The 23,112-nt window shown below is 38.0% G+C and carries 20 protein-coding genes; 9 read left to right on the forward strand and 11 right to left on the reverse strand.

All coding sequences use genetic code 11. The features are described from left to right. Positions 1-5 precede the first annotated feature (5 nt). Both ACFIJQ_RS03335 and ACFIJQ_RS03340 read right to left on the reverse strand, forming a co-directional pair. Complete coding sequence (locus ACFIJQ_RS03335; RefSeq protein WP_375628522.1) at positions 6-875, reverse strand: metal ABC transporter permease; 870 nt, start codon at positions 873-875, stop codon at positions 6-8. Positions 876-878: 3 nt separating this feature from the next. Then, positions 879-1,631, reverse strand: a complete 753-nt coding sequence (locus ACFIJQ_RS03340) for an ABC transporter ATP-binding protein (protein ID WP_375626724.1) — start codon at positions 1,629-1,631, stop codon at positions 879-881. Between the two features lie 681 nt (positions 1,632-2,312). On the opposite strand from ACFIJQ_RS03340, the gene nrdH reads away from it, so the two are divergent. From nrdH to nrdF, 4 genes are read left to right on the forward strand one after another with little or no spacing between them, the layout of a single operon-like run. Next, positions 2,313-2,537 carry a glutaredoxin-like protein NrdH gene (gene nrdH / locus ACFIJQ_RS03345; RefSeq protein WP_005774163.1) on the forward strand — a complete coding sequence of 75 codons (225 nt, stop codon included), beginning with the start codon at positions 2,313-2,315 and terminating at the stop codon, positions 2,535-2,537. Then, positions 2,537-2,935: a class Ib ribonucleoside-diphosphate reductase assembly flavoprotein NrdI gene (nrdI, locus tag ACFIJQ_RS03350; RefSeq protein ID WP_012754607.1), complete on the forward strand. Its 399-nt coding sequence runs from the start codon at positions 2,537-2,539 to the stop codon at positions 2,933-2,935. The genes nrdH and nrdI overlap by 1 nt, the downstream gene beginning before the upstream one ends. Then, positions 2,917-5,067, forward strand: coding sequence for a class 1b ribonucleoside-diphosphate reductase subunit alpha (gene nrdE / locus ACFIJQ_RS03355; RefSeq protein ID WP_375628524.1), 2,151 nt, complete (start codon positions 2,917-2,919; stop codon positions 5,065-5,067). The genes nrdI and nrdE overlap by 19 nt, the downstream gene beginning before the upstream one ends. Positions 5,068-5,078: 11 nt before the next feature. Next, positions 5,079-6,053: a class 1b ribonucleoside-diphosphate reductase subunit beta gene (gene nrdF / locus ACFIJQ_RS03360; RefSeq protein WP_012754609.1), complete on the forward strand. Its 975-nt coding sequence runs from the start codon at positions 5,079-5,081 to the stop codon at positions 6,051-6,053. On the opposite strand, the gene prmC is transcribed toward nrdF, so the two are convergent. From prmC to secA, 4 genes are all read right to left on the reverse strand, one after another. Beyond that, the gene (prmC, locus tag ACFIJQ_RS03365; RefSeq protein ID WP_375628526.1) at positions 6,050-6,916 is read right to left on the reverse strand and encodes a peptide chain release factor N(5)-glutamine methyltransferase; all 867 of its coding nucleotides are present in this window, start codon (positions 6,914-6,916) and stop codon (positions 6,050-6,052) included. The genes nrdF and prmC overlap by 4 nt on opposite strands. Beyond that, on the reverse strand, positions 6,913-7,989 hold the full coding sequence (prfA, locus tag ACFIJQ_RS03370; RefSeq protein WP_375628528.1) for a peptide chain release factor 1: 1,077 nt from the start codon (positions 7,987-7,989) through the stop codon (positions 6,913-6,915). The genes prmC and prfA overlap by 4 nt, the downstream gene beginning before the upstream one ends. A gap of 221 nt (positions 7,990-8,210) precedes the next feature. Beyond that, the gene (locus ACFIJQ_RS03375) at positions 8,211-8,702 is read right to left on the reverse strand and encodes a Fur family transcriptional regulator (RefSeq protein WP_273787782.1); all 492 of its coding nucleotides are present in this window, start codon (positions 8,700-8,702) and stop codon (positions 8,211-8,213) included. After that, the gene (secA, locus tag ACFIJQ_RS03380) at positions 8,641-11,358 is read right to left on the reverse strand and encodes a preprotein translocase subunit SecA (RefSeq protein ID WP_273787783.1); all 2,718 of its coding nucleotides are present in this window, start codon (positions 11,356-11,358) and stop codon (positions 8,641-8,643) included. The genes ACFIJQ_RS03375 and secA overlap by 62 nt, the downstream gene beginning before the upstream one ends. Before the next feature lie 434 nt (positions 11,359-11,792). On the opposite strand from secA, the gene ACFIJQ_RS03385 reads away from it, so the two are divergent. From ACFIJQ_RS03385 to mutT, 3 genes are all read left to right on the forward strand, one after another. Next, positions 11,793-12,746 (forward strand): peptidylprolyl isomerase, encoded by a 954-nt coding sequence (locus ACFIJQ_RS03385; protein ID WP_273787784.1) that lies wholly within the window; start codon positions 11,793-11,795, stop codon positions 12,744-12,746. A 131-nt stretch (positions 12,747-12,877) separates the two neighbouring features. Further along, complete coding sequence (gene argJ / locus ACFIJQ_RS03390; RefSeq protein WP_273787785.1) at positions 12,878-14,110, forward strand: bifunctional glutamate N-acetyltransferase/amino-acid acetyltransferase ArgJ; 1,233 nt, start codon at positions 12,878-12,880, stop codon at positions 14,108-14,110. 129 nt (positions 14,111-14,239) lie between these two features. After that, positions 14,240-14,653 (forward strand): 8-oxo-dGTP diphosphatase MutT, encoded by a 414-nt coding sequence (mutT, locus tag ACFIJQ_RS03395; RefSeq protein WP_012754616.1) that lies wholly within the window; start codon positions 14,240-14,242, stop codon positions 14,651-14,653. A gap of 791 nt (positions 14,654-15,444) precedes the next feature. Here the strand turns inward: mutT and ACFIJQ_RS03400 are convergent. The 4 genes from ACFIJQ_RS03400 to ACFIJQ_RS03415 form a co-directional block, all read right to left on the reverse strand. Further along, a complete protein-coding gene (locus ACFIJQ_RS03400; protein WP_375628531.1) occupies positions 15,445-16,308 on the reverse strand; it encodes an NlpC/P60 family protein in 864 nt (287 codons plus the stop codon). A gap of 157 nt (positions 16,309-16,465) precedes the next feature. Beyond that, a complete protein-coding gene (locus ACFIJQ_RS03405) occupies positions 16,466-17,839 on the reverse strand; it encodes a M17 family metallopeptidase (RefSeq protein WP_273787787.1) in 1,374 nt (457 codons plus the stop codon). 13 nt (positions 17,840-17,852) lie between these two features. Beyond that, entirely contained in the window at positions 17,853-18,851 is a 999-nt protein-coding gene (gene coaA, locus ACFIJQ_RS03410) for a type I pantothenate kinase (protein ID WP_012754619.1), read from the reverse strand. Positions 18,852-18,973: 122 nt separating this feature from the next. Continuing rightward, positions 18,974-19,963 carry an asparaginase gene (locus ACFIJQ_RS03415; protein WP_375628533.1) on the reverse strand — a complete coding sequence of 330 codons (990 nt, stop codon included), beginning with the start codon at positions 19,961-19,963 and terminating at the stop codon, positions 18,974-18,976. Positions 19,964-20,183: 220 nt separating this feature from the next. On the opposite strand from ACFIJQ_RS03415, the gene hslV reads away from it, so the two are divergent. Beyond that, entirely contained in the window at positions 20,184-20,765 is a 582-nt protein-coding gene (hslV, locus tag ACFIJQ_RS03420; RefSeq protein ID WP_012754621.1) for an ATP-dependent protease subunit HslV, read from the forward strand. Then, complete coding sequence (hslU, locus tag ACFIJQ_RS03425; RefSeq protein ID WP_012754622.1) at positions 20,766-22,076, forward strand: ATP-dependent protease ATPase subunit HslU; 1,311 nt, start codon at positions 20,766-20,768, stop codon at positions 22,074-22,076. Between the two features lie 18 nt (positions 22,077-22,094). Here hslU and ACFIJQ_RS03430 read toward each other — a convergent pair whose 3' ends face one another. Further along, entirely contained in the window at positions 22,095-23,090 is a 996-nt protein-coding gene (locus ACFIJQ_RS03430; RefSeq protein ID WP_375628535.1) for a class I SAM-dependent methyltransferase, read from the reverse strand. Positions 23,091-23,112: the final 22 nt, after the last annotated feature.

A 23,112-nucleotide genomic window follows, 5' to 3' on the forward strand; every position in this document is an offset into this window, starting at 1 on the left:
TTTCCTTAAAGTGAGGAGGTATAAAAGAGGTGGGGAAACCATGTTACAATAAAGCCACGTGGACTTATCAAGCAGGAAACAAGATAAATAAATCCTGCGGCAATGATGATAGCAGGGCCGGAGGGAAGTGAAAGATGAAAAGAAAGTAGGAGACCACATACGCTAGAAATGATTCCAAAAAGAGTGGAAAGCGCGCAAATAGGGACTAGCCGTGAAAACCAAAAACGGGCTGTAATAGCTGGAATCATCATAATGCCAACGGAAAGTAATGTTCCTAGTGATTGAAAGCCTCCAACCAGATTCAACACCACAAGTCCAAGCAATGAAATATGAATATATTTACTCAACGGAGAGAGTGATTTAAAAAAGAGGGGGTCAAAGCTTTCTAAAACAAGTGCACGCCAAAAAATACAAAGGCTGCATAGTGTAATCAGCATTATAATAGTGATTAACCAAAGGGCTTGTGCATCAAGTGCAAGAACCGATCCGAATAAGAGATGAAGCAGCTCAATTGTTGAGTCTTTTAGTGAGATAATAATGACACCTGCTGCGAGTGCAATAAGATAAAAGACAGTCATGGATGCATCTTCTTTCTGAAAGCTATTTCGTGAAATTAAAATGGTCGCTAAAGCAACAATAATACCAGCGAAGATGCCACCAAGTGTCATAGATATGAGGGAAAAGCCACAAATCAGAAAAGCAGTTGCAACACCAGGAAGAATGGCATGAGAGATAGCATCTCCTGTCAAGCTCATTCCACGGAGCATCAAAAATACACCAACAGGACAAGCGCTAATAGACAGGAAAATAGAACCGATAAGGGCGTTTTGCATAAATTGGAAATCAACAAAGGGGGCAAGAAAAAATGCATACACGTTTTATAACCTAAGAAAGAGAGGATCATTGATGGGAAGATTTTGTTTTTGTGCGCTAATAGGAAAAGAATTGGATGTGAGAGGTGGCATAACGTGATGAATAGTGTTGTTTAAAAACTGTGTTGTTTCTCCATAAAAGGCGTTTTGTTGATTAATTTGAATCATTTGGGGGAAAAATTCTTGCACGATGAGAGGGTTATGGAGTGCTGTGAGAACTGTGCGTCCTTGCTGTTGCCAGTATGTGATCAGTGCAAGAAGATCTTTTTGGGTCTTATGATCTACACCATTGAAAGGTTCATCAAGCAAAATAATATTGGCATCTTGCACAATGATACGTGCGAAAAGAGCGCGTTGTAATTGCCCGCCTGATAATGTTTCAAGCGAACGGGGTGCGAGTTCTGTAAGCCCAACCATTTCAAGCGCATTTTGAATCTTAGAATCATAAGGGCGCTGGCTTTTCCATAATCCACAAAAAGACCACAGTCCTGTTTTTACAAGCGTTTTCACATCAATTGGAAATGTTTGATCTACATCACATTGCTGAGAAAGATAAGCAATGCGGCTTTTTTTTGGTTTTGTAATTTTTCCCTTAAGAGGTTTAATCAATCCGGCGATGGCTTTTAGCAGTGTCGATTTTCCAGCGCCATTATCACCTGTTATTGCGACCAATGAACCAGCTTTTAACTTCGCTGAAAAGTTCTTTATTGCTATTCTATTTCCATAGCCTAATGTTGTCTTATTGAAGTGCAGATCCATATTTTTTACCATCGTTGCTTATTATTTTGGAAACTATGTAATAATATAACGTTTGTCAATAAAATGTTATATTATTACATAGTTTTGAGGACTGAAAATTTTAGTGTGAAGATCGTGGAAAATTAAAAATAATAATTGAATTCACCTTGACGAAAGAGAGAGAGTATATACTATATATAGTATCAAAATGATTGGTGATTCTAAATAAGCACAAGAGAGGGTGTTAGTGTGTTTCGTTTGGTATCTAAGTTATTTCCATTATTGTAAAGAGTTTATTGACCAAGGGCATAGCAGTGTTTTTGCTGAAGGGTCTCTTTTGGAAGGATTCCTTTCGTTTTTGTAATTGATTTTTGCCGAAAAAGAGTAAAACAGAGCTCTTGAAAAACGGTAGTTTAGAACATTAGTTTTTTAGACAGCAGGAGGGAATTGTAATGCAAGAAAAAGGTTGTTTTATAACTGGGGGGCTTTGCCATTTAAGTTATAGAATAATCGCTTATTCTCATCATAGTCTTTGAAGTTATTTGATGAGGAATTCTGTTATGTTCAGGAAGCTGTGTACTATTTGAAAATAACCACATGTTTTGCGTACAATTTCTGTTTTTTTGTTATTCTTGAGTACTTATAAAATTATTAGATTGACCCTTTAGGGTTGATTATTTGGAATTGTGAAAGTTGAAGAAAATGTCGATCACTATTTATAGCAAACCATCTTGTGTCCAATGTGATGCTACACGCCGTGCTTTTGATGCAAAAGGCATTCATTATCGCGTTGTTGATATTTCTTGTGATGAACAAGCATACAGTTTTGTTCAATCTCTGGGGTATCGTCAGGTTCCTGTCGTTGTTTGTGGTGAAAATCATTGGTCTGGTTTTAGACCAGATATGATTAGTGGTCTTTGTGCTTAATGGGGCTTATTGTTTATTATTCGAGTGCAACGGGTAATACAGAACATTTTGTCTCGCAACTTGGTCAACGACTCTTCAAAATTGATAAAAGAAAGCCTTCTGCATTGGTTGGTGAACCTTATGTGCTGGTTGTTCCTACATATGCAGATGGTGAAGGAAGAGGAGCAGTGCCGAAAGCCGTTATCCATTTTCTCAATGAAGCTGAGAACCGAAAATTAATTCGTGGTGTCATTGGTGGTGGGAATCGTAATTTTGGTTGTTATTATAATTTAGCAAGTAAAATCATTGCTGAAAAATGTTGTGTACCTTGCCTTTATCGTTTTGAGCTGCGTGGAACTGATGAAGACGTTCTTTATGTAAAAAAGGGATTGGAAAGATTTTGGAAACAATTGGTATAGGACAATCGCAGAAATCGGATCAGATTACTGATTATCATGCGCTGAATGCAATGCTTAATCTTTATGATGAAAATGGTCATATTCAATTTGATATGGATCGGCTTGCCGCACGGCAATATTTTCTTCAGCATGTTAATCAAAATACAGTTTTTTTTCATAACCTGAAGGAAAAAATAGACTACTTAATTGAAGAAGGTTATTATGAAAAAGCTTTATTTGAGCTTTATGATTTTTCTTTTATTAAAAAGCTTTTTAAACGTGCTTATGCATTTAAGTTTCGTTTCCCTACCTTTTTAGGCGCATTTAAGTACTATACTAGCTATACATTAAAGACTTTTGATGGGAAACGTTATCTTGAACGTTATGAAGATCGTGTCTGTCTTGTAGCTTTATATTTGGCACAAGGGAATAAAGCTCTTGCTGAAAGTTTTGTGGATGAAATTATTACAGGACGGTTTCAGCCGGCAACACCGACATTTTTAAATGCTGGGAAAAAACAACGTGGTGAATTGGTTTCGTGTTTTTTGCTACGTGTTGAAGATAATATGGAATCGATAGGTCGTTCGGTTAATTCTGCTTTGCAGCTTTCAAAACGTGGTGGAGGTGTGGCGCTTTGTTTAACGAATTTGCGGGAAGCTGGGGCACCAATTAAGCAAATAGAAAATCAGTCCTCAGGAGTCTTACCGGTGATGAAACTCTTGGAAGATTCTTTTTCTTACGCCAATCAGCTTGGGGCACGACAGGGGGCTGGAGCTGTTTATTTGCATGCTCACCATTTAGATATTATGAAGTTTTTGGATACAAAGCGTGAAAATGCTGATGAAAAAGTTAGAATCAAAACGCTTTCGCTTGGTGTCGTTATTCCTGATATTACTTTTGAGCTTGCACGGAATAATGAGGACATGTATCTCTTCTCATCTTATGATATCGAGCGTGTGACAGGTAAGCCCTTTAGCGATATTTCTTTAACGGAGCATTATCGTTCTTTTGTTGATAATGCAAAGATTCGTAAAAAGAAAATAAGTGCACGCGTTTTTTTCCAGACATTAGCAGAAATTCAATTTGAGTCGGGTTATCCCTATATTTTATTTGAGGATACTGCTAATCGATCGAACCCAATAGCTGGGCGCATAAGTATGAGCAATTTATGTTCAGAAATTTTGCAGGTGAGTGAAGCAAGTGAACTGGAGACAGATTTAACTTATCGCACGATTGGAAGTGATATATCCTGTAATCTTGGATCCATGAATATTGCCAAAGCAATGGAAAGTCCTGATTTCGGACAGACCGTGGAATCTGCTGTTCGTGCCCTTACTGCGGTTTCGGATATGAGTAATATTGCCTGTGTGCCTTCCATTGCGAAAGGCAATGCTGAAAGTCATGCGATTGGTTTGGGACAAATGAATTTGCATGGGTTTCTAGCGCGTGAACAGATCTATTATGGGTCTCCAGAAGCGATAGATTTTACCAATATCTATTTTTATATTGTGACATATCACGCCATACGAGCTTCCAATTTGATTGCACGTGAACGTCAAGAAATGTTTGCAGGGTTTGAAAAATCAGCTTATGCAGATGGACGTTTTTTCGAAAAATATATTGAAAAAGAATGGAAACCGCAATTTGCGCTTGTGCAAGAGCTTTTTGCACGGAACAATATTGTTATCCCAGATCAAAAGGATTGGCAGGAACTCAAAAAATTAGTCATTGAGTATGGGCTTTATAACCGTAATTTGCAGGCAGTTCCACCTACGGGATCTATTTCCTATATTAATCATGCCACTTCTTCTATTCATCCAATTGCTTCAAAAATTGAAATTCGCAAAGAGGGAAAAATTGGGCGCGTTTATTATCCCGCTCCTTATATGGATAATACGAATTTGAATTTTTACCAAGATGCTTATGAGATTGGTCCTGAAAAAATTATAGATACCTATGCTGCTGCAACACAGCATGTTGATCAAGGTCTTTCATTAACATTATTTTTTCCTGATACCGCTACCACACGTGATATTAACCGCGCACAAATTTATGCCTGGAAAAAGGGTATAAAGAGTATTTACTATGTACGATTACGGCAAGTAGCATTAAGTGGAACAGAAGTTGAAGGCTGTGTTTCGTGCAGTTTATAGGAGATCATCATATGACAAAGATTACAACCAAAAATCCTGTTGTGTGCGCAGTTAATTGGAATAGATTACATGATGAGAAAGATCTTGAAGTATGGAACCGCTTAACTGGGAACTTTTGGTTACCTGAGAAGGTTCCACTTTCCAATGATATTCCCTCATGGTCAAGCTTAACAGATGAAGAACGTAAATTAACAATTCGTGTTTTTACAGGACTAACGCTTTTAGATACAATTCAAAATACTGTTGGAGCCATTTCGCTTCTGGCTGATGCAATAACAGAGCATGAGGAGGCAGTGTTGACGAATATTGCTTTCATGGAAGCGGTTCATGCACGTTCTTATTCCTCGATTTTTTCAACCCTTTGTTCGACGGTAGAAGTTGATGATGCGTTTAGATGGTCAGAAGAAAATATTCATTTGCAGAAAAAGGCTAGATTAGTACTTGAGCGTTATGAAGCAAATGATCCACTTAAGAAAAAAATTGCTTCGACTTTGCTGGAAAGCTTTTTATTTTATTCTGGTTTTTATTTGCCCATGTATTGGGCCAGTCGCGCTAAGTTGACCAATACAGCAGATCTCATTCGATTAATCATTCGTGATGAAGCAGTCCATGGTTATTATATAGGTTATAAATTCCAATTGGGCTTTGCAAAGCTTGATGAAGCCAAAAAGAAAGAAATTAAAGATTTTGCTTTTAACCTGCTCTTTGACCTTTATAATATCGAGTGCAAATATACTGAAGATCTTTATGATGCACTTGGATTGACAGAAGATGTTAAAATTTTTCTTCATTATAATGCTAACAAGGCTTTAATGAATTTAGGTTTTGAAGCTCTTTTTCCCCCTGAGGTTTGTCGTGTTAATCCCGCTATTTTGGCAGCTTTATCACCAAACTCTGACGAAAATCATGACTTTTTTTCAGGGGCAGGTTCTTCTTATGTCATTGGCAAGGCGGTTGCTACCACGGATGATGATTGGGAATTTTAATGTTTGCATGCAAATAGAAGTGCGCGGGGTATTCCACTTAGATCTTTACGCACTTCTAAACATTGAAAACCATTTTTTTTAAATAAATTACAGACTTCATTTTCTTGAGAGTAACCAATTTCAACAGCGACATAGCCGTTTTCTTTTAAGTAGTTGGCTGCTCCATGGGCGAGTTTTCGATAAAAATAAAGTCCATCTTCCCCTCCTATCAGGGCGCGCAATGGGTCATGTAAGCGCACTTCTTTTGCAAGTTTTTTGATATCTTGTGCGGGAATATAAGGTGGATTGGAAACAATGAAATCAAAGCGATCTGCGACAGCATCAAACCAGTCGCTAAGAAGAGGTGTGAAGCGGTGTGCTACTTCAGCATTCTTTGCATTTTTTTTCGCTGTTTTAAGGGCATCTTCAGAAATATCGACTGCCACCGCATAGGATTGGGGAATTTGTTTAAGGAGTGTAATGGCAATGGCGCCACTTCCTGTTCCCATATCAAGGAATGTTGTTCTTCCCGAATTTTCGACCTGTTTTTGGAGAAAAGGGAGAACAAGATCTATCAGCGTTTCTGTATCAGGACGAGGTTCTAACGTCTCTTGAGACAATGTAAAAGATATACCATAAAATTCTCGTGCTCCTATAATACGATAGACGGGTTCGCCTGCAATACGCCGTTGTAAAGCCTGTTCTATTTGTATAATATGCTCAGAAGACAGATGCATATCTGGTTTAGAAATTCTTTCAGCAGCATTTATTCCTGTTATCCATTCAACGAGTATTTTCGCATCGAGATCGGCTTCAGCAATTCCTTTCGTGCGCAATTTTTCTTGCATTTGTTGGATGACATTCTTGAAAGAATATTTTCTCAATTATTATCCATTTCCATCAGCAGTGTTGTTTGATGATCTGAGATGAGTGCATGAAGAAGCTCATCAAGATCTCCCTCTAGAATGCGATCAAGCTTATACAAGGTTAGATTAATACGGTGATCCGTGACACGTCCTTGTGGAAAATTATAGGTACGAATACGTTCTGAACGATCACCAGAACCAACTTGGCTTTTACGAGAAGCTGAACGTTCACTTTCCGCTTTTTGTCGTTCGATATCGAATAAGCGTGCCCGTAAAATTTGAAGGGCTCGTGCTCGGTTTTGATGTTGTGATTTTTCTGCTTGTACGACCATAATTCCTGTTGGAATATGCGTGATACGAACAGCTGAATCCGTTGTATTAACATGCTGTCCTCCTGCTCCAGATGCACGCATTGTGTCAATACGAATATCTTCAGGGCGAATATCAATATCAATTTCTTCAGCCTCCGGAAGGACTGCAACGGTAGCAGCAGATGTATGGATCCGTCCACCGGTTTCTGTTTCGGGGATGCGTTGCACACGATGAACCCCTGATTCATATTTCAATTTAGAAAAGACACCTTTTCCTGAGATAGTAGCAATAATCTCTTTATATCCGCCAACTTCTCCCTCACTGAGTGAAATAACTTCTACTTTCCAATGGTGAGCATGGGCATAACGTTCATACATGCGGAAAAGATCACCGGAAAAAAGTGCTGCTTCTGATCCACCCGTTCCTGCTCGAATTTCAACAATAGCGTTTTTTTCATCAGCAACATCTTTAGGCAAAAGCAGAATCTGGAGTTCTTTTTCAAATTGCTCTACTTTTTTATATAACAATGGTAGCTCTTCTTGGGCAAGATTACGCATCTCTAGGTCTGTTTGTTTATCATTGATAATTGTTTCTAATTCTGTAATCTCTCTGTAAAGAGCATTTAATGCGCGTATAGAGGCAATAACGGGTTGTAGTTCTGCATATTCAGAAGCTAATTTGACATATGTTTCAGCATTTGGATTAGTCGTCATTTGGCTTTCAATTATTTCAAAGCGCTTTTCAAGCTGTCTCATACGATCTTGTGGCAAAGAAACCATGATAATATTGGCCTAATTTTTCATAATACAATTTTTATAATATTTTGTTGCAATGATTTTTTGTTATAATGCTGACAATGAATTACCGTATAGCATCATACAAAAAGGGGTAATAGAGCAAAATTTTTTTTTGCCAATGGAAACTATTATATCTTAAAGGTAAATTTTTATAAAACTTGATTTACTTGAGGTATTTTATCTAATGATATATAATCACTTTTTTAAGAGTTTTTTTTTCCGTAAAGTTCAAGGCGATGATGAATAATATCATAGCCAAGGGATTTTGCAATTTCCTCTTGCAGCTTTTCAATAACATCAGAATGAAACTCGATAACTTGTCCTGTTTCTATATCAATGAGATGATCATGATGTTGCCCATCTGCTTGCTCAAAACGAGATGGACCACCACTAAAGCTATGGCGATGAATTGTTCCATTTCCTTCTAATGTTTTCATGGTTCGATAAACAGTTGAGAGTGAAATACTCGAATCTATTTCGTTTGCACGCTGAAAAATTTCAAATGCATTGGGATGGTCATTTGTGTCAGTCAAAATATCAAGAATAACTCGTCGTTGACGTGTTACTCTTAAACCAGCTGTGCGCAATTCTTGCTCATAATTTCGCTTTTTATTCATTTTCATAGTTTGCTTTTCAAACAAAGGCTCCATGACAGTGTTTGTATTTTTTCTCTGAACCGCAAGGACAACGCTCATTACGTCCAACTTTTCCCCATGTGGTTATATCATTAGGGTCACGATCTTGTGGATTAACAAATCTATTTTCTTGTGATCGTGCCCATAAGGTGGGAGCATTTTCTTGACTTTTATCATTAAAGACAGAAGAAGCAGCATCAGTTTGCTCAGGCATGGTCGGTTCTGTAGGTTGTTGAATGATTTCAAAGCGCATAAGCTTAGAAGTGACAATTCGGCGCAAATTTCTCAACATACTTTGAAAGAGTTCAAAAGATTCTGTCTTATATTCATTGAGCGGATCCCGCTGCGCATAACCACGAAAACCAACAACAGAACGCAAATGGTCTAAACTCACCAGATGTTCACGCCATAACGTGTCAATAGTTTCGAGCAATACTGCCTTGTGAAAATAAGCCATAACTTCTGGAGAATAGCGTTCAGTACGTTCATTTTCAAGTTTTGTAACAGCATCTGATACACGCTCCAAAATTTGCTCCTCGGCAATTCCATCTTCTTTTGCCCACTCTTCTACTGGAAGCTCAAGATTAAAGAGTTGTTGAAGTTCTTCTTCGAGAGTTTTTACATCCCATTTTTCAGAATATGTCCCTGATGGAATACAAGCCTCTACGAGATCCTCTACGACTTCATTGCGCATTTCAAGGATCATTTCTGATAAATCATCTGCGTCCATGATCTCCATACGCTGTTCAAAAATAACCTTGCGTTGATCATTCATGACATCATCATATTTTAACAGATTTTTACGAATTTCAAAGTTTCGTGCTTCGACCTTTTTTTGTGCTTTTTCAAGGGCTTTATTAATCCATGGATGGATAATAGCTTCATTTTCTTTCAATCCAAGTTTTTGCAGCATACCATCCATACGATTGGAGCCAAAGATACGCATAAGATCATCTTGAAGAGAAAGAAAGAATTTTGAGCGACCTGGATCGCCTTGGCGACCAGAACGTCCACGAAGCTGGTTATCAATACGACGGCTTTCATGACGTTCCGTCGCAATGACGTAAAGACCACCAGCCGCTAAAGCTTTGTCTTTAAGCTTCTGAACATCTTTTTTTATTTCTTCAATTTTAGCTGTCCGCTCTGGACCTTCGGGGATATCCTGTAACTCTTGTCGGATGCGCATTTCAACATTACCACCAAGTTGTATATCCGTACCGCGTCCTGCCATGTTGGTTGCGATGGTGAGAGCTCTAGGAACTCCTGCTTGCGCAATGATGTATGCTTCTTGTTCGTGATAGCGAGCATTTAAGACTCTAAAATCGGTAATGCCTTCTTTTCGCAAACGCTCTGCCAATTGTTCTGACTTTTCAATAGAGGTTGTTCCAACAAGAATAGGCTGTTCTTTTTCGTGTGCTTGACGGATATCACGTACAATTGCCCGATATTTCTCTTCTGCTGTTCGATAAATTTCATCATCTTCATCAATACGTTGTATTGGCAAATTTGTAGGGACTTCAACAACGTCAAGACCATAAATATTTCTGAATTCTTCGGCTTCTGTTGTTGCAGTTCCAGTCATTCCAGATAATTTCCTATACATACGGAAGTAATTTTGGAAAGTGATGGAAGCAAGTGTCTGGTTTTCTGGTTGAATAGCAACATGCTCCTTAGCTTCTAACGCTTGATGAAGTCCTTCAGAATAACGCCGCCCAGGCATCATTCGCCCTGTAAATTCGTCAATAATAACGATTTCATCATTGCGAACAATGTAATCTTTATCGCGAGCAAACAGTTTATGAGCTTTTAGAGCATTATTGACATGATGAACGATAGCGACATTTTCTATGTCATAAAGGCTTTCACCTTTAAGATGTCCAGCTTGTTCGAGCATTTTTTCAATTTTTTCAGTACCAACTTCGGTAAAAGTCGTTGTTTTTTGTTTTTCGTCTATTTCATAGTCTTCTGGAGTTAAGGCAGGAATAAATGTATCAATAAGGTTATAGAAGTCAGTACGATCTTCTAGAGGACCAGAAATAATAAGGGGTGTACGGGCTTCATCAATAAGAATCGAATCAACTTCATCAACAATTGCGTAATGATGTCCACGTTGGACCATTTGACTACGATCGAAGGCCATATTATCACGCAAATAATCAAAACCTAGTTCATTATTTGTGGCATAGGTGATGTCGCATGCATAGGCCTCTCGGCGGGCATCACTATCAAGATCATGAAGAATCACGCCTGTTGTAAGCCCTAGAAAACTAAAAATTTTCCCCATTGTTTCAGCATCACGACTGGCGAGATAATCATTTACTGTCACAACATGAACGCCTTTACCTTCCAATGCATTGAGATAAATTGGTAAAGTTGCCATTAATGTTTTACCTTCACCAGTACGCATTTCAGCTATGCCACAGTCGTGAAGGACCATTCCACCAATAAGTTGCACGTCAAAAGGACGCATGTCATAAACACGTTTTGCGGCTTCACGAACAGTTGCGAAAGCTTCTGGTAAGAGCAAATCAACACTTTCACCTTCACTAAGACGTTTACGAAAGGCATCTGTTTTTTGGCAAAGCTGCTCATCACTTAATTTTACAAATTGTTCTTCCAAAGCATTAATTTGTGCAACTTTTTGGCGGAGTGCTTTGAGACGTCGCTCATGAGCTGAACCAAAAAACTTACGGGCAAAAACACCTAAACTGACCATCTCTGGCCCTTTCTTTTAATTGTTGTCACTCTTGTTGGGTAATTCATACGCTTTCCCCATACTCTACATTTTCTTCAAGTTATCTGATATGATTAGAGACATCATGAAACGCAGATGGTACCATTATACTTGTTGGTGTGCAATTTTTCACTTTAATTGTAAAGTAGAGATAAGAGGCTAAGCGCTCTATGTCAACTTTAGGTACGCTATTTAACTGATACAATACAAAGTAATTTAAGATACAATATGTCATTTTTCTCTATTATCATGTTTTCATCTGCATTAGATAGGATTGGAGCAACTCAGATAAAAGGACAATTTTATACTTTTTTAAAATAAAATTACTAATTTATTTCTCTATGTTTAAAGGTTAAAGTGTTATGGTAAAGAAAATTGGAATCTTGAACCTGCCTTCATTTTTAAGGAGTATATTTATGAAATTTAACTTTATCACGCTTTTTTTAGCATCAACTTTATTGGCAAGTACAAGTTTAGGGGTGAGAGCCCAAGAAGGTTTGAATTCATCGTCGAATGATTTAAAGACTTTGGAGAAAGCTTCTGAAAAAGCTGTTTCTCCTTCTCATGTTATGGCGGTTATTGATGGGAAGAATATTACAGCAGGCCAATTAGATGATTTAGCGCTTGAAATAAATCCTAATTTAGCACGTTTTCCTGATGAACAACGCCGTATGATGGTTCTGAAAGCTTATTTAGATATGCAGGCACTTGCAAAAGCAGCAAGAAGCAAAGGTCTTGATAAGACAGAAGCTTACGATAAACGTATGGCAGTCATGCGTGACAATGTTCTTCAACAGCTTTATTTTAAACAGGCGATTGTTGACAAAATCTCGGATACTGATTTGGAAGCTCTTTATAAGCAAGAAGTCGCTGCTTTACCTAAAGAAGATGAGGTTAAAGCGCGTCATATTTTGGTCAAAACGAGAAAAGAAGCAGAAGCTATCATTAAGCATTTAAATAAAGGCGAAAATTTTGAAGAGATTGCAAAGAAAAGTTCAACAGATGGTTCTGCTGCCGTTGGGGGTGATCTTGGTTATTTTAGCCATGGTCAAATGGTCAAGCCTTTTGAAGATGCTGCATTTGGTTTGAAAATTGGCGAATACACTAAACAACCCGTTGAAAGTCCTTTTGGTTGGCATATTATTAAATTAGAAGATCGTCGTTTGAAACAACCTCCTGCATTTGATGATGTTAAAGAGATGTTGCGGACACAGCTGATAAAAAAGCGCTATCAAGAACTGATTGTTGATTTGCGTAGCAAGATGGATGTGAAATACCCTGATCCTAATGTTACAAAAATCATGGAATCGCTTCATCAAAATGGGACGCTACTTCCCGATGAGACATCAGATGAAGAAGATACAGAATAGCTAGGAAAAATAAGTGGATAGCCTCTTTAATAGATAATTTGCTAGGTTAGTTTTGTTCAAAAAGCCTAGCAGTTTTCTATGAGGGGTTATTGATCTGCAATCATTTCATTTATTTTTACAGAGAGCATATTGTGGTTTTGAAAATTTCTCCTTTGTCGCCTCAAAAGATCCAGGAGCTTTCTCCCTTATCTGGGGTACGGATAGCAACAGCTGAAGCTGGGATTAAATATAAAGATCGTACAGATCTTCTTTTCATCATATTCGATAAGCCAGTGAGTGTGGCCGGTGTTTTTACCCGTTCAAAATGTCCATCTGCTCCTGTAGAGCATTGTCGTGCATCGCTTCCTCATGGGGTTGCGAGGGGTGTTGTTGTGAACTCTGGAAATGCAAATGCTTTTACAGGAAGCAAAGGAAAGCACACAACCAATGAAATCATCTGTGCAGCAGCAAACGCTTTAAAGGTTAGAGGAGATGAAATTTTTATAGCTTCTACGGGGGTTATTGGTGAGCCAATGGATGCATCGGGTATTGTCAATCTTTTACCAAGTATGGCAGAGACAGCAGAAGAGGGAAATTGGTTGGAAGCTGCAAAAGCGATAATGACAACGGACACATTTCCAAAACTTGCGACGCGCACTTTTGACTGTGGGGGAGAGAGTGTTACCATTCATGGAATTGCAAAAGGTGCTGGTATGATTGCACCCGATATGGCGACAATGCTGTCGTTTGTGGTTAGTGACGCTACTATTTCTTCGGATGTACTCCAATCCATGTTATCAGAGGCAGTTGAGGGTTCTTTCAATTCAATTACTGTTGATAGCGATACTTCAACTTCAGATACGCTTATGTTGTTTGCGACAGGAAAAGAACATTTCCCATGTCTTACAAGTAAATCTGATCAGCGTTATGGAGTTTTTGTGAAACAATTGAGTGCACTTTTGCATGAACTTGCACTACAAGTTGTTTGTGATGGCGAAGGTGCTCGTCATTTAATTGAGGTTAATGTGATGGGTGCTACAACAAACAATGCAGCTAAAACTATTGCTTTATCAATTGCAAATTCACCGCTCGTAAAAACGGCTATTGCTGGTGAAGATGCGAATTGGGGGCGGGTCGTTATGGCAGTTGGGAAGGCCGGTGTTGAAGTCGATCGTGATCTATTGACGATTTGGTTTGGTGAGCATCGTGTGGCCGTGAATGGCGTACGAGATCCTGAGTATTGTGAAGAGACAATAGGTACTTATATGCAAGGTAAGCACATCACAATTCGTGTTGATATCGGTTTGGGTAAGAGCACGGCGACGGTTTGGTCTTGCGATTTAACAAAAGAGTACGTTATGATCAATAGTGATTACAGAAGTTAATGAATGGATGTACTCTCTATATTTAACTGCCGATTATTTTTTAAGAGAATGAGATATGTGAGTTCTTTTTGAGGTAAGGGAATATACTAGAAAGAGACAGTTATCTTTATATTCTCATTGGAGAGTGATATGTGTATAAAAAGTTCCCTTCTTCTTGTTGTTGCATGTGCACTGTTAGATCAAAATAATCGTGTTTTGCTTACCAAGCGTCCTGAAGGAAAATCGCTGGCTGGTTTATGGGAGTTTCCTGGTGGAAAGGTTGAGCAAGGTGAAACTCCAGAAATTTCATTGATTCGTGAACTAGAAGAAGAGCTTGGTGTGTATGTTCAGGCAAATAATTTATTACCTTTAACGTTTGCAAGCCATAGCTATGCAACATTTCACCTCTTGATGCCGTTGTATCTTTGTTATCATTATGAGGGAGTTGCGCAAGGACGAGAGGGGCAAAATTTAGAATGGGTTTTTGTTAATGATCTTGATAAATACCCTATGCCTGATGCTGATAAACCATTGGTTCAGGTATTGAAAAATCATCTTCTTTAATGTGTTATAAGAAGAAAATATTGTTTAAATATAATTCAATATATTGATTTAAAATGATAATTTATAATTTTTATGTTGAATGTAAAAGTCCAGAGTTGTAATTTTTTTTCATTTCAAATCTGTTTTATATTAAATTAACCAAAACCATTCTTTTGTACGTTCCAAGCGGGGAAAGTCATGTGGATAAAATTATTTAAGAAAGAAATAAAATACGAGCTGAAAGAACACTCTCCAGTAGCCAAGGGTCATCGTAACATTGAGAATTGGCAAAGTGTATAATGATGCCTTTTCACGCGTATCATTGTGAGATGAGTTTGGATGCACTGAGAGATATCAGGAGTACTTATTTCATGAGATATCGATAATGGGAAAAATTTCAAAAAATGCTTCAAAAAAGAACGCTTTGTATTTGTTGTTAGAGATCGTTTTACATGACCAAAAGCTTAAATTATTATTGTAATACATGATTATATAATAACATATTTTTTTATAACCATAAATTTTCTTTTATTTTTCTTGATGTTATATGATTTCTCAATCAAAAAAATGTTCAATAACGTACGAATAAAAAGAGTGGTATGTAATTTGAAAAACAATTTTAAAACAAATAAAACATATAGTTAATGAATTATTAAATATAGAAGAAAAACATGAAAAGAAGACTTCTTAGGGAGTTACATTCCTGTGCCTTATATAGTATGAGAGATAAAGAAAAAATCCCCCTAAATAAGTATATAAATGAGAGATATAAATAACATGAGAAAGATATTATTTTTTATAGGAGGCATGTATTAAGTTTCTTGCATTGGACGACGTTTTGCGATGGGATATTGATTTTTTTTAGCGATACGCGTAATTGCCTCTTCTAATGGCTCGATCATAACGTCCATGGAAAAACCATTTGCATGAATAATATTTTCATGATCAACCATAATAGCAACATGATCTTTCCAAAAAATTAAATCGCCTCGTTGAAGTTTATCAGTATCTGTAAGAGGACTGCCTATAGTTTCTTGCTGCATATCGGTGTCACGTAAAACTATTTGATCAGTCATCATCATAGAGAGCTGAATGAGTCCCGAACAATCAATTCCAAAACCGCTGACACCACCCCAAAGATAAGGTGTACGGATAAAAGTTTCTGCAACTGTGACATAATCTTCGTATACACGTCCAATGGGGCTGAGATGGCTCGTAATGATTGCTGTTCCATTTTCAAGAATAGAATACATTGTGTCACGGACTTCAATTTCATCAACAACACTGACTTTGCTTCCCATAGATAACGGAGACACTATTGGTCCACGTAAGTCAGCGTGTGAATATTTAAATGTACGTGGGACTGAAACTATATGCGTTTGTTTTATAGTTGATGTACAAAGGGCTTTTGTATCAATATAACCAACATAACCATCTTTAAGGGATTGCCCCCACGACATCGTTTCCCCTTGTTCAAAAATGAGAAGTTCTTCTCCCAATAAGCATTCTGTTTGTCTTTCACTTTTTTTACTATTTTCTTTAAAAAGTCCAGCGACCGCTGTATTAACACGTTTTTTTTCACCGTGAACAAAACGCTGGGCTGTAATTTCTGTTTCAAGACGTTGATCTGCTAGATCATCTCTGAATGCATAAAGCCTTGGGTCTTTAGAGGTCATCTTTTTGCTTCCATTTTGTTACTTTTTACTTTTAAACAAACTCATGAAAACTCTATTGGTAAGGTTTTTATCCTCAAACAAAACTAAGAACACAGTTTAAGACGATTGCAATTATTCTTTAAGATGTAAAATTGTCTATCTTTGTGGATATTTTGTGTCAAACTTCATTTTTAAAAATATTATAAAGGGCACGAATAGTTTGTGCTGATCCACCAATAGGGTATCCTGGTTTTTCTTTTGGAACCCATCCATAAAGATCAAAATGCGCAAAATGTTCAGCTTTTTCAACAAAAGAATTAAGAAATAAAGCAGCCGTTATAGAGCCAGCAAAGCTATTTCCAGTTACATTGTTAAGATCAGCAATTGGTGATGATAACATCTCTTGGTAAGGTTTCCAAAGGGGCATTTGCCAAAGAGGATCAAAAACAGCGTGAGCAGATTCAGAGATTTGTTGTGCCCATATTGAATCATTGCAATAAAATGCGGGGAGATCTGGTCCTAATGCTATACGCGCTGCCCCTGTTAAAGTAGCCATACAAAGCATGAATTGTGGACTTTCTTCATCACCATAGGCGAGCGCATCGGCAAGGACAAGTCGCCCTTCAGCATCTGTATTACCTACTTCAACACTTAAGCCTTTACGACTTTTGAGAATATCACCTGGTCGGTAAGCATTCGCAGAAATTGCATTTTCTACAGCTGGAATCAAAACACGTAGACGGAAAGGCAATTTGGCATCCATGATAAGTTTAGCCAATCCCAAAACGTTTGCTCCACCCCCCATGTCTTTTTTCATAAGCAACATGTTATTGGCTGATTTAATATCGAGTCCTCCCGTATCAAAAGTTACCCCTTTGCCTACCAACGTTATTTTAGGATGATGTTCTTGCCCCCAGTGTAACTCAATCAGTCGCGGTGCAGTACTGCCTGCTCGTCCTACGGCATGAATCATCGGAAAATTATGGGTTAAGAGATCATCTCCACAAATACTTTGGACATGAGCACCGTAGGTTTTTCCTAGTTTTCGTGCTTCTTTTTCGAGAGCATCAGGGGTCATATCATTGGCTGGAATATTGATGAGATCACGGACAAAAAAGACAGCCTCATAAATTCGTTGGAGTTCATTAAGATCAACGGCCTCATTGACATGGATAGACAATGATTTGAAAGAAGAATTTTGACGATAGCGATTAAATTGATAGCTACCGAATGCTAATCCAAGATAGGCATTTATTTCATCAGAGGTCGTACCTTCTAAATGCCATTGACCAGCAGGAAGTTTTTGAGCAAGCAGTCCTGTGATAAAGGGATCGTTCCCATTTCCAATTCCAAATAAAACTTTTTTTAAATGCCCCGTTTCGTGAGGAACAAAGAGTATTTGTCCTGCTTTACCAGTAAAGTCATTAACTTTTATCCATGCTGTTGTTGACGCATCAAGTGATAAGTTGGCAAGAGTTCTTTGGTTTACCAAGATGATAGGGCAACTGTTATCGATACGCGTTGAGGTAAAATGAATGTGATAATGCTGCATAGTTATGAGATCCTTATAGTCGTCTAAGTGCGACATACTCGACCAAATGATTTTTTCCTTTTCGTAGAATGAGATTGGATCGTGGTCGTGTTGGCAATATATTTTCTTGTAAATTTTTTAAATTAATTGTTTGCCAAAGATCCTCAGCGATTTTTGAGGCTTCTTTTTCACTGAGCAGGGCATAACGATGAAAATAGGATTCAGGATTTTGAAAAGCTGTTTTACGCAAACGTTTAAAGCGCTCTAAATACCAGTGACGAATGACTTCTGTTTCGGCATCGACATAGATTGAAAAATCAAAAAAATCTGATACGAAAGGAATAGCTTTCCCATCTTTAGGAAGATCACTGACCTGTAATACATTAATACCTTCAACAATTAAAATATCAGGACGGTCAATGGTAATTGTCTGATTTTCTAGAACATCATAAGTCATATGTGAGTAAAGCGGGGCACGGACATTTCCAATACCTGCTTTTATAGCCGAAAGAAAGCACAGCAATTTTTTAATGTCATAGGAATCAGGAAATCCTTTACGATTCATACGATTTTTTTGCTGTAAGATTGCATTAGGATAGAGAAAACCATCCGTTGTGATCAGATCAACTTTAAGACTAGATGTCCATCGTTTCAACAGTTCTTGAAGAATGCGAGCCGTGGTTGATTTTCCTACTGCTACAGAACCAGCAATTCCAATAATAAAGGGCGTTTTTCTACTCTCTTCTTGATGGAGAAACTGCTGACGTTTGTGAAAAAGTTCCTGTACTGCTTCAACATGGCATGATAACAAACGCGATAAAGAAAGATAAATGCGTTGGACTTCTTTAAGATCGATAGGATCATCAATAGAGCGCAAACGCTTAATTTCATCAAAAGTCAAAGTAAGAGGTGTGTCTGCACGAAACTCTGACCATTCTTGTGCAGTAAAAACACGATAGGGTGAATATCGGTCAGAAACGCATTTGACCAGATTATCTTCCTGATTAATTTTTTGTATAATCGTATCAATCATTTGTATTGGTCGAGAATTTTTTGCCGCAGCAATCGATTAAAAGTGGACAAGATGAGCGGCTTGATTTTCAAATAAATTTTGTTTTGCATGCTCTCTTCTTTAAGATAATAGATCATTTTTCATTAACTTATAGTCCAGTTATTCCAGTTTGCACGAATTTGTGCTAATGAGTGTCCTTGCGCTAAAAAAGCCCATAAAAGTAGACGCGCTTTTACGGCTGATAAATAACCAGACATGAGAGCACCAGAAGCAATCATATCGATTTCTGAGCCTTTATAGCCATAAGTTATACGAGTTGTTGAGCCATTACAACAACGACTAGCAATAATGATTGGTATTTTTTGTGCATATTGTTGTACAAGGTCTGCTTCTTGAAAACTACAGTGTCCTGCACCAAAACCAGCAATAACAACTCCAGCATAATACCCACTTTCAAGGCATAGTTTCATTAATTGTGCATCAGATGATAAAGAGGAATAGAGGAGTGCAATTTGATGATCGTAGTTTTGGGGAAGATCAAACGTTGTCGGAAAAAGCTTTTGATCATTGAAATAAATAAGTTTTCCCTCTAAAATAGTTCCTAAAATACCTGCAAGACCTGATTGAAATGTTTCGACTTTGACGGTATGGCTTTTATAGAGCCAATAAGGTGAATGAATTGTATCATTTATGACAACAAGAACGCCCCTGTTACGACTTTGTGGGGCTGCTGCGACACGAGTGGCTGCTAAAATATTGGCGGGGCCGTCTGCGCCTGCTTCATGAGGCATGCGCATAGCGCCGGTTATGATGAGTGGTTCAGCTTCCTTCCAATAAAGAGAAAGAAAAAAAGCTGTTTCTTCCAGAGTATCAGTCCCTTGTGTTAAAACAATACCTTCTGCACCAGCATTTATTTGTTGTTTTGCCCACTCGATTATTTCAAAAAGAATTTGAAACGATAAAGATCCACTTGGTATTTGCATTAATGTTTGTGCATGAATATCAGCAACGTTATTTAAATCAGGAACACTTTTTATGAGGTTATCTGAAGTTAAAGTCGGTTGCATGTGACCAAAACGATCAGCAGTCATTGCAATTGTTCCACCTAAGGTCCCTATGGCTATTTTTTTCATAATTTTCCTCTAAAAGGCACAAACTGTTTATATAAAGCTATTTAGCAGTAATTTACATTGACAACAATGATATCATTTTTCCATTTTCAACAAATTGAGTTATGCTGAATCATTGTGTTTTGCTGTATATGTTCTTAAATAGGACAATAGTAGTTGAGTTTTACATTGTATGAAAAGAAATCAATATTAAAAAGTAAAGTTAATATTAAGGAGTCTCCTTATGACAGAACATAAGCCAGACATAATGTATGGTACAACAATTATTACGGTACGAAAAGGTGGAAAAGTCGTGATGGCCGGTGATGGTCAGGTCTCTCTTGGGCAGACAATTATGAAAGGTAATGCACGTAAAGTGCGTCGTCTTGGAAAGAACGGAGTGGTTATTGCTGGTTTTGCAGGTGCTACGGCAGATGCTTTCACATTACTGGAAAGATTGGAAACAAAGCTTGAGCAATATCCTGATCAGCTTATGCGTGCATGTGTAGAACTTGCAAAAGATTGGCGAACAGACCGCTATTTACGTCGTCTCGAAGCAATGATGCTCGTGGCTGATAAGAAAGTAACTTTGGCTCTAACAGGGCTTGGTGATGTTTTAGAACCAGAAGATGGGGTTATGGCAATTGGCTCTGGAGGAAATTTTGCTCTTTCAGCAGCGCGTGCACTCATGGACTTGGATTTGGATGCAGAAACTATTGCTCGTAAAGCTATGGCTATTGCCGCTAAAATTTGTGTTTACACCAATGATCATTTTACGATTGAAACATTGGATGCAGAATTATCTTCTTTAGAGAAAGCTATTTAAATGTGTGTTGTATTTTCCCCTCGTGAGACTGTTTCTGAACTTGATCGTTTTATTATTGGCCAAAACGATGCCAAACGCTCTGTAGCTATCGCACTGCGCAATCGGTGGCGTAGACAACAGCTTGATGAGCCGATGCGTGAAGAAGTTATGCCAAAAAATATTTTAATGATAGGGCCAACAGGTGTTGGTAAAACTGGTATTGCACGTCGATTAGCAAAACTTTCTGGAGCGCCCTTTGTTAAAGTAGAAGCGACTAAATTTACTGAAGTTGGTTATGTGGGACGTGATGTTGAGCAAATTATTCGAGATCTTGTTGAAATTGCCATTTCTCTTGTGCGTGAAAAGAAACGGGATGAAATAAAAGAAAAGGCTCACGTGAATGCTGAAGAGCGCGTTTTAGATGCCCTTGTTGGTAAAACAGCCAGTCCCGCTACCCGTGATAGTTTTCGCAAAAAATTGCGTGAAGGTGAATTGGATGAGAAAGAGATTGAAATTGAAGTCGCCGATAATAATAGCAATAGTGCTTCAACCTTTGATATTCCTGGTATGCCTGGGGCACAAATGGGTATTATGAATTTATCAGATATTTTGGGTAAAATGGGCAGTCGTACAAAAGTTCGTAAGACGACAGTAAGGGATGCTTTTAAGCCGCTTATTGATGATGAATCTGAAAAACTCCTTGATCAGGATCAAATTATTCAAGAAGCGCTTCGTGTTGCTGAAAATGACGGGATTGTTTTTATTGACGAGATTGATAAAATTGCAACTAGGGATGGTGGAGCCAGTGCTGCCGTTTCGCGTGAGGGCGTTCAACGTGATCTTTTGCCTTTGGTTGAAGGAACAACGGTTAGTACAAAATATGGGCAAATCAAAACAGATCATATTCTTTTTATTGCCTCAGGTGCATTTCATGTTTCTAAGCCATCTGATTTATTACCGGAACTTCAAGGACGTTTGCCCATCCGTGTGGAGCTAAACCCTTTAACAAGAGAAGATTTACGGCGCATTCTAACGGAACCAGAAGCTAGTTTGATTAAACAATATATTGCTCTTATGGCAACAGAAGAGGTTCATTTAGAAATTACCGATGATGCAATTGATGCTTTAGCAGATATTGCTGTAGATTTAAATGCAAGGATTGAAAATATAGGGGCACGTCGTTTGCAAACAGTGATGGAGCGCGTTTTGGATGAAATTTCTTTCACGGCACCTGATAAAGCTGGAACATCCTTTACAATTGATGCCGCTTATGTGAGAAAATCTATTGGCGAGCTTGCTGCTGATATCGATCTTTCACGTTTTATTCTTTAGAGTTATCACTTGTTTTCTTTATCTGCGCGCTTCGATAATTTTGAAACCATGGGCTTGTTCATGTATCAACACTGTGCGGAAAATATTTTTTAATAATGTTTCATAAGGCAGGTGGCGGTTTGCAACAAAAAGCAGGCTGCCGCCTGGTTTTAGGCACTTTGCAGCATTTATAATAAAATTTTTTCCTAATGAAATATCTGTCGTTTGTTGCGTGTGAAACGGTGGGTTTGAAATGATTGTGTCATACAGATTTGTGATAGGTTCATGCACAAGGTCGTGCCAATAAAAATGAATTGAAAAAGGAGCTGTTATGGATTTAAGGTGCTGTTTTGCTGCTCTCAAAGCGTTATAGTCTGCTTCATAAAGGTCGAGAGCGGTGAGTTTTTCACTTCTTTCAAGCGCAACGTGAGAAAGATAGCCCCATCCAGCACCAAAATCAGCCGTTTTTCCAGAAATAACTTTGGGCATATAAGAAGCAAGTGCAGCGGATCCCGGATCAATACGTCCGTGTGAGAACATACCAGAAGTGGTTTGAAATTTACCAAAAGTGAGCGATGGTGAGCGCAATTGTGCAACGTTATGTCTCTCAATTTGTTGAGGAACTTGCAACCAAAATACAAGACCATGATTTTTAGACAATTTGTTGGTGATGGGAACAATCGTTTTGACCCACTTCATCATTGAAGCAGCACCAGCAGTTTTATTCCCACTGATTACAATCCATCCATTGGGTTTAACGCATTCTAATAAATCAAGAAAACAATTTTGGTTAAAACCACGATATTTGCTCAAATGTAAAAATGCACCATCATAGCTGAAGGTTTTATCTATTTGGGGAGAGCAGTGAAATTGAGTATCGACAAATTTTAAAAAATCTGGTCGCCAAGGCGTAATAACTTTTAAATTCTGTGCCCATTCTGGAGCTGGGATTTCTGTTAAACCGAAACTTAACCAACATTGGTTTGGATCAGGATATGGGAGTTCATGATTTTCAAAAGGCAAAAATAATAACACATATGACTCTTTCAAAGAAAAA

Origin of the sequence: Bartonella sp. TT67HLJMS, assembly GCF_042193375.1 — a bacterium.
GTDB lineage: Bacteria > Pseudomonadota > Alphaproteobacteria > Rhizobiales > Rhizobiaceae > Bartonella > Bartonella grahamii.

What these genes read in the sequence shown, in the direction of transcription:
- ACFIJQ_RS03340 (WP_375626724.1), bottom strand. Translation starts at nt 1,631, where the DNA reads ATGGATCTGCACTTCAATAAGACAACATTAGGCTATGGAAATAGAATA.
- nrdH (WP_005774163.1), top strand. Translation starts at nt 2,313, where the DNA reads ATGTCGATCACTATTTATAGCAAACCATCTTGTGTCCAATGTGATGCT.
- nrdI (WP_012754607.1), top strand. Translation starts at nt 2,537, where the DNA reads ATGGGGCTTATTGTTTATTATTCGAGTGCAACGGGTAATACAGAACAT.
- nrdF (WP_012754609.1), top strand. Translation starts at nt 5,079, where the DNA reads ATGACAAAGATTACAACCAAAAATCCTGTTGTGTGCGCAGTTAATTGG.
- prfA (WP_375628528.1), bottom strand. Translation starts at nt 7,989, where the DNA reads ATGGTTTCTTTGCCACAAGATCGTATGAGACAGCTTGAAAAGCGCTTT.
- ACFIJQ_RS03375 (WP_273787782.1), bottom strand. Translation starts at nt 8,702, where the DNA reads ATGAGCGTTGTCCTTGCGGTTCAGAGAAAAAATACAAACACTGTCATG.
- secA (WP_273787783.1), bottom strand. Translation starts at nt 11,358, where the DNA reads ATGGTCAGTTTAGGTGTTTTTGCCCGTAAGTTTTTTGGTTCAGCTCAT.
- ACFIJQ_RS03385 (WP_273787784.1), top strand. Translation starts at nt 11,793, where the DNA reads ATGAAATTTAACTTTATCACGCTTTTTTTAGCATCAACTTTATTGGCA.
- mutT (WP_012754616.1), top strand. Translation starts at nt 14,240, where the DNA reads ATGTGTATAAAAAGTTCCCTTCTTCTTGTTGTTGCATGTGCACTGTTA.
- ACFIJQ_RS03400 (WP_375628531.1), bottom strand. Translation starts at nt 16,308, where the DNA reads ATGACCTCTAAAGACCCAAGGCTTTATGCATTCAGAGATGATCTAGCA.
- ACFIJQ_RS03405 (WP_273787787.1), bottom strand. Translation starts at nt 17,839, where the DNA reads ATGCAGCATTATCACATTCATTTTACCTCAACGCGTATCGATAACAGT.
- coaA (WP_012754619.1), bottom strand. Translation starts at nt 18,851, where the DNA reads ATGATTGATACGATTATACAAAAAATTAATCAGGAAGATAATCTGGTC.
- ACFIJQ_RS03415 (WP_375628533.1), bottom strand. Translation starts at nt 19,963, where the DNA reads ATGAAAAAAATAGCCATAGGGACCTTAGGTGGAACAATTGCAATGACT.
- hslV (WP_012754621.1), top strand. Translation starts at nt 20,184, where the DNA reads ATGACAGAACATAAGCCAGACATAATGTATGGTACAACAATTATTACG.
- hslU (WP_012754622.1), top strand. Translation starts at nt 20,766, where the DNA reads ATGTGTGTTGTATTTTCCCCTCGTGAGACTGTTTCTGAACTTGATCGT.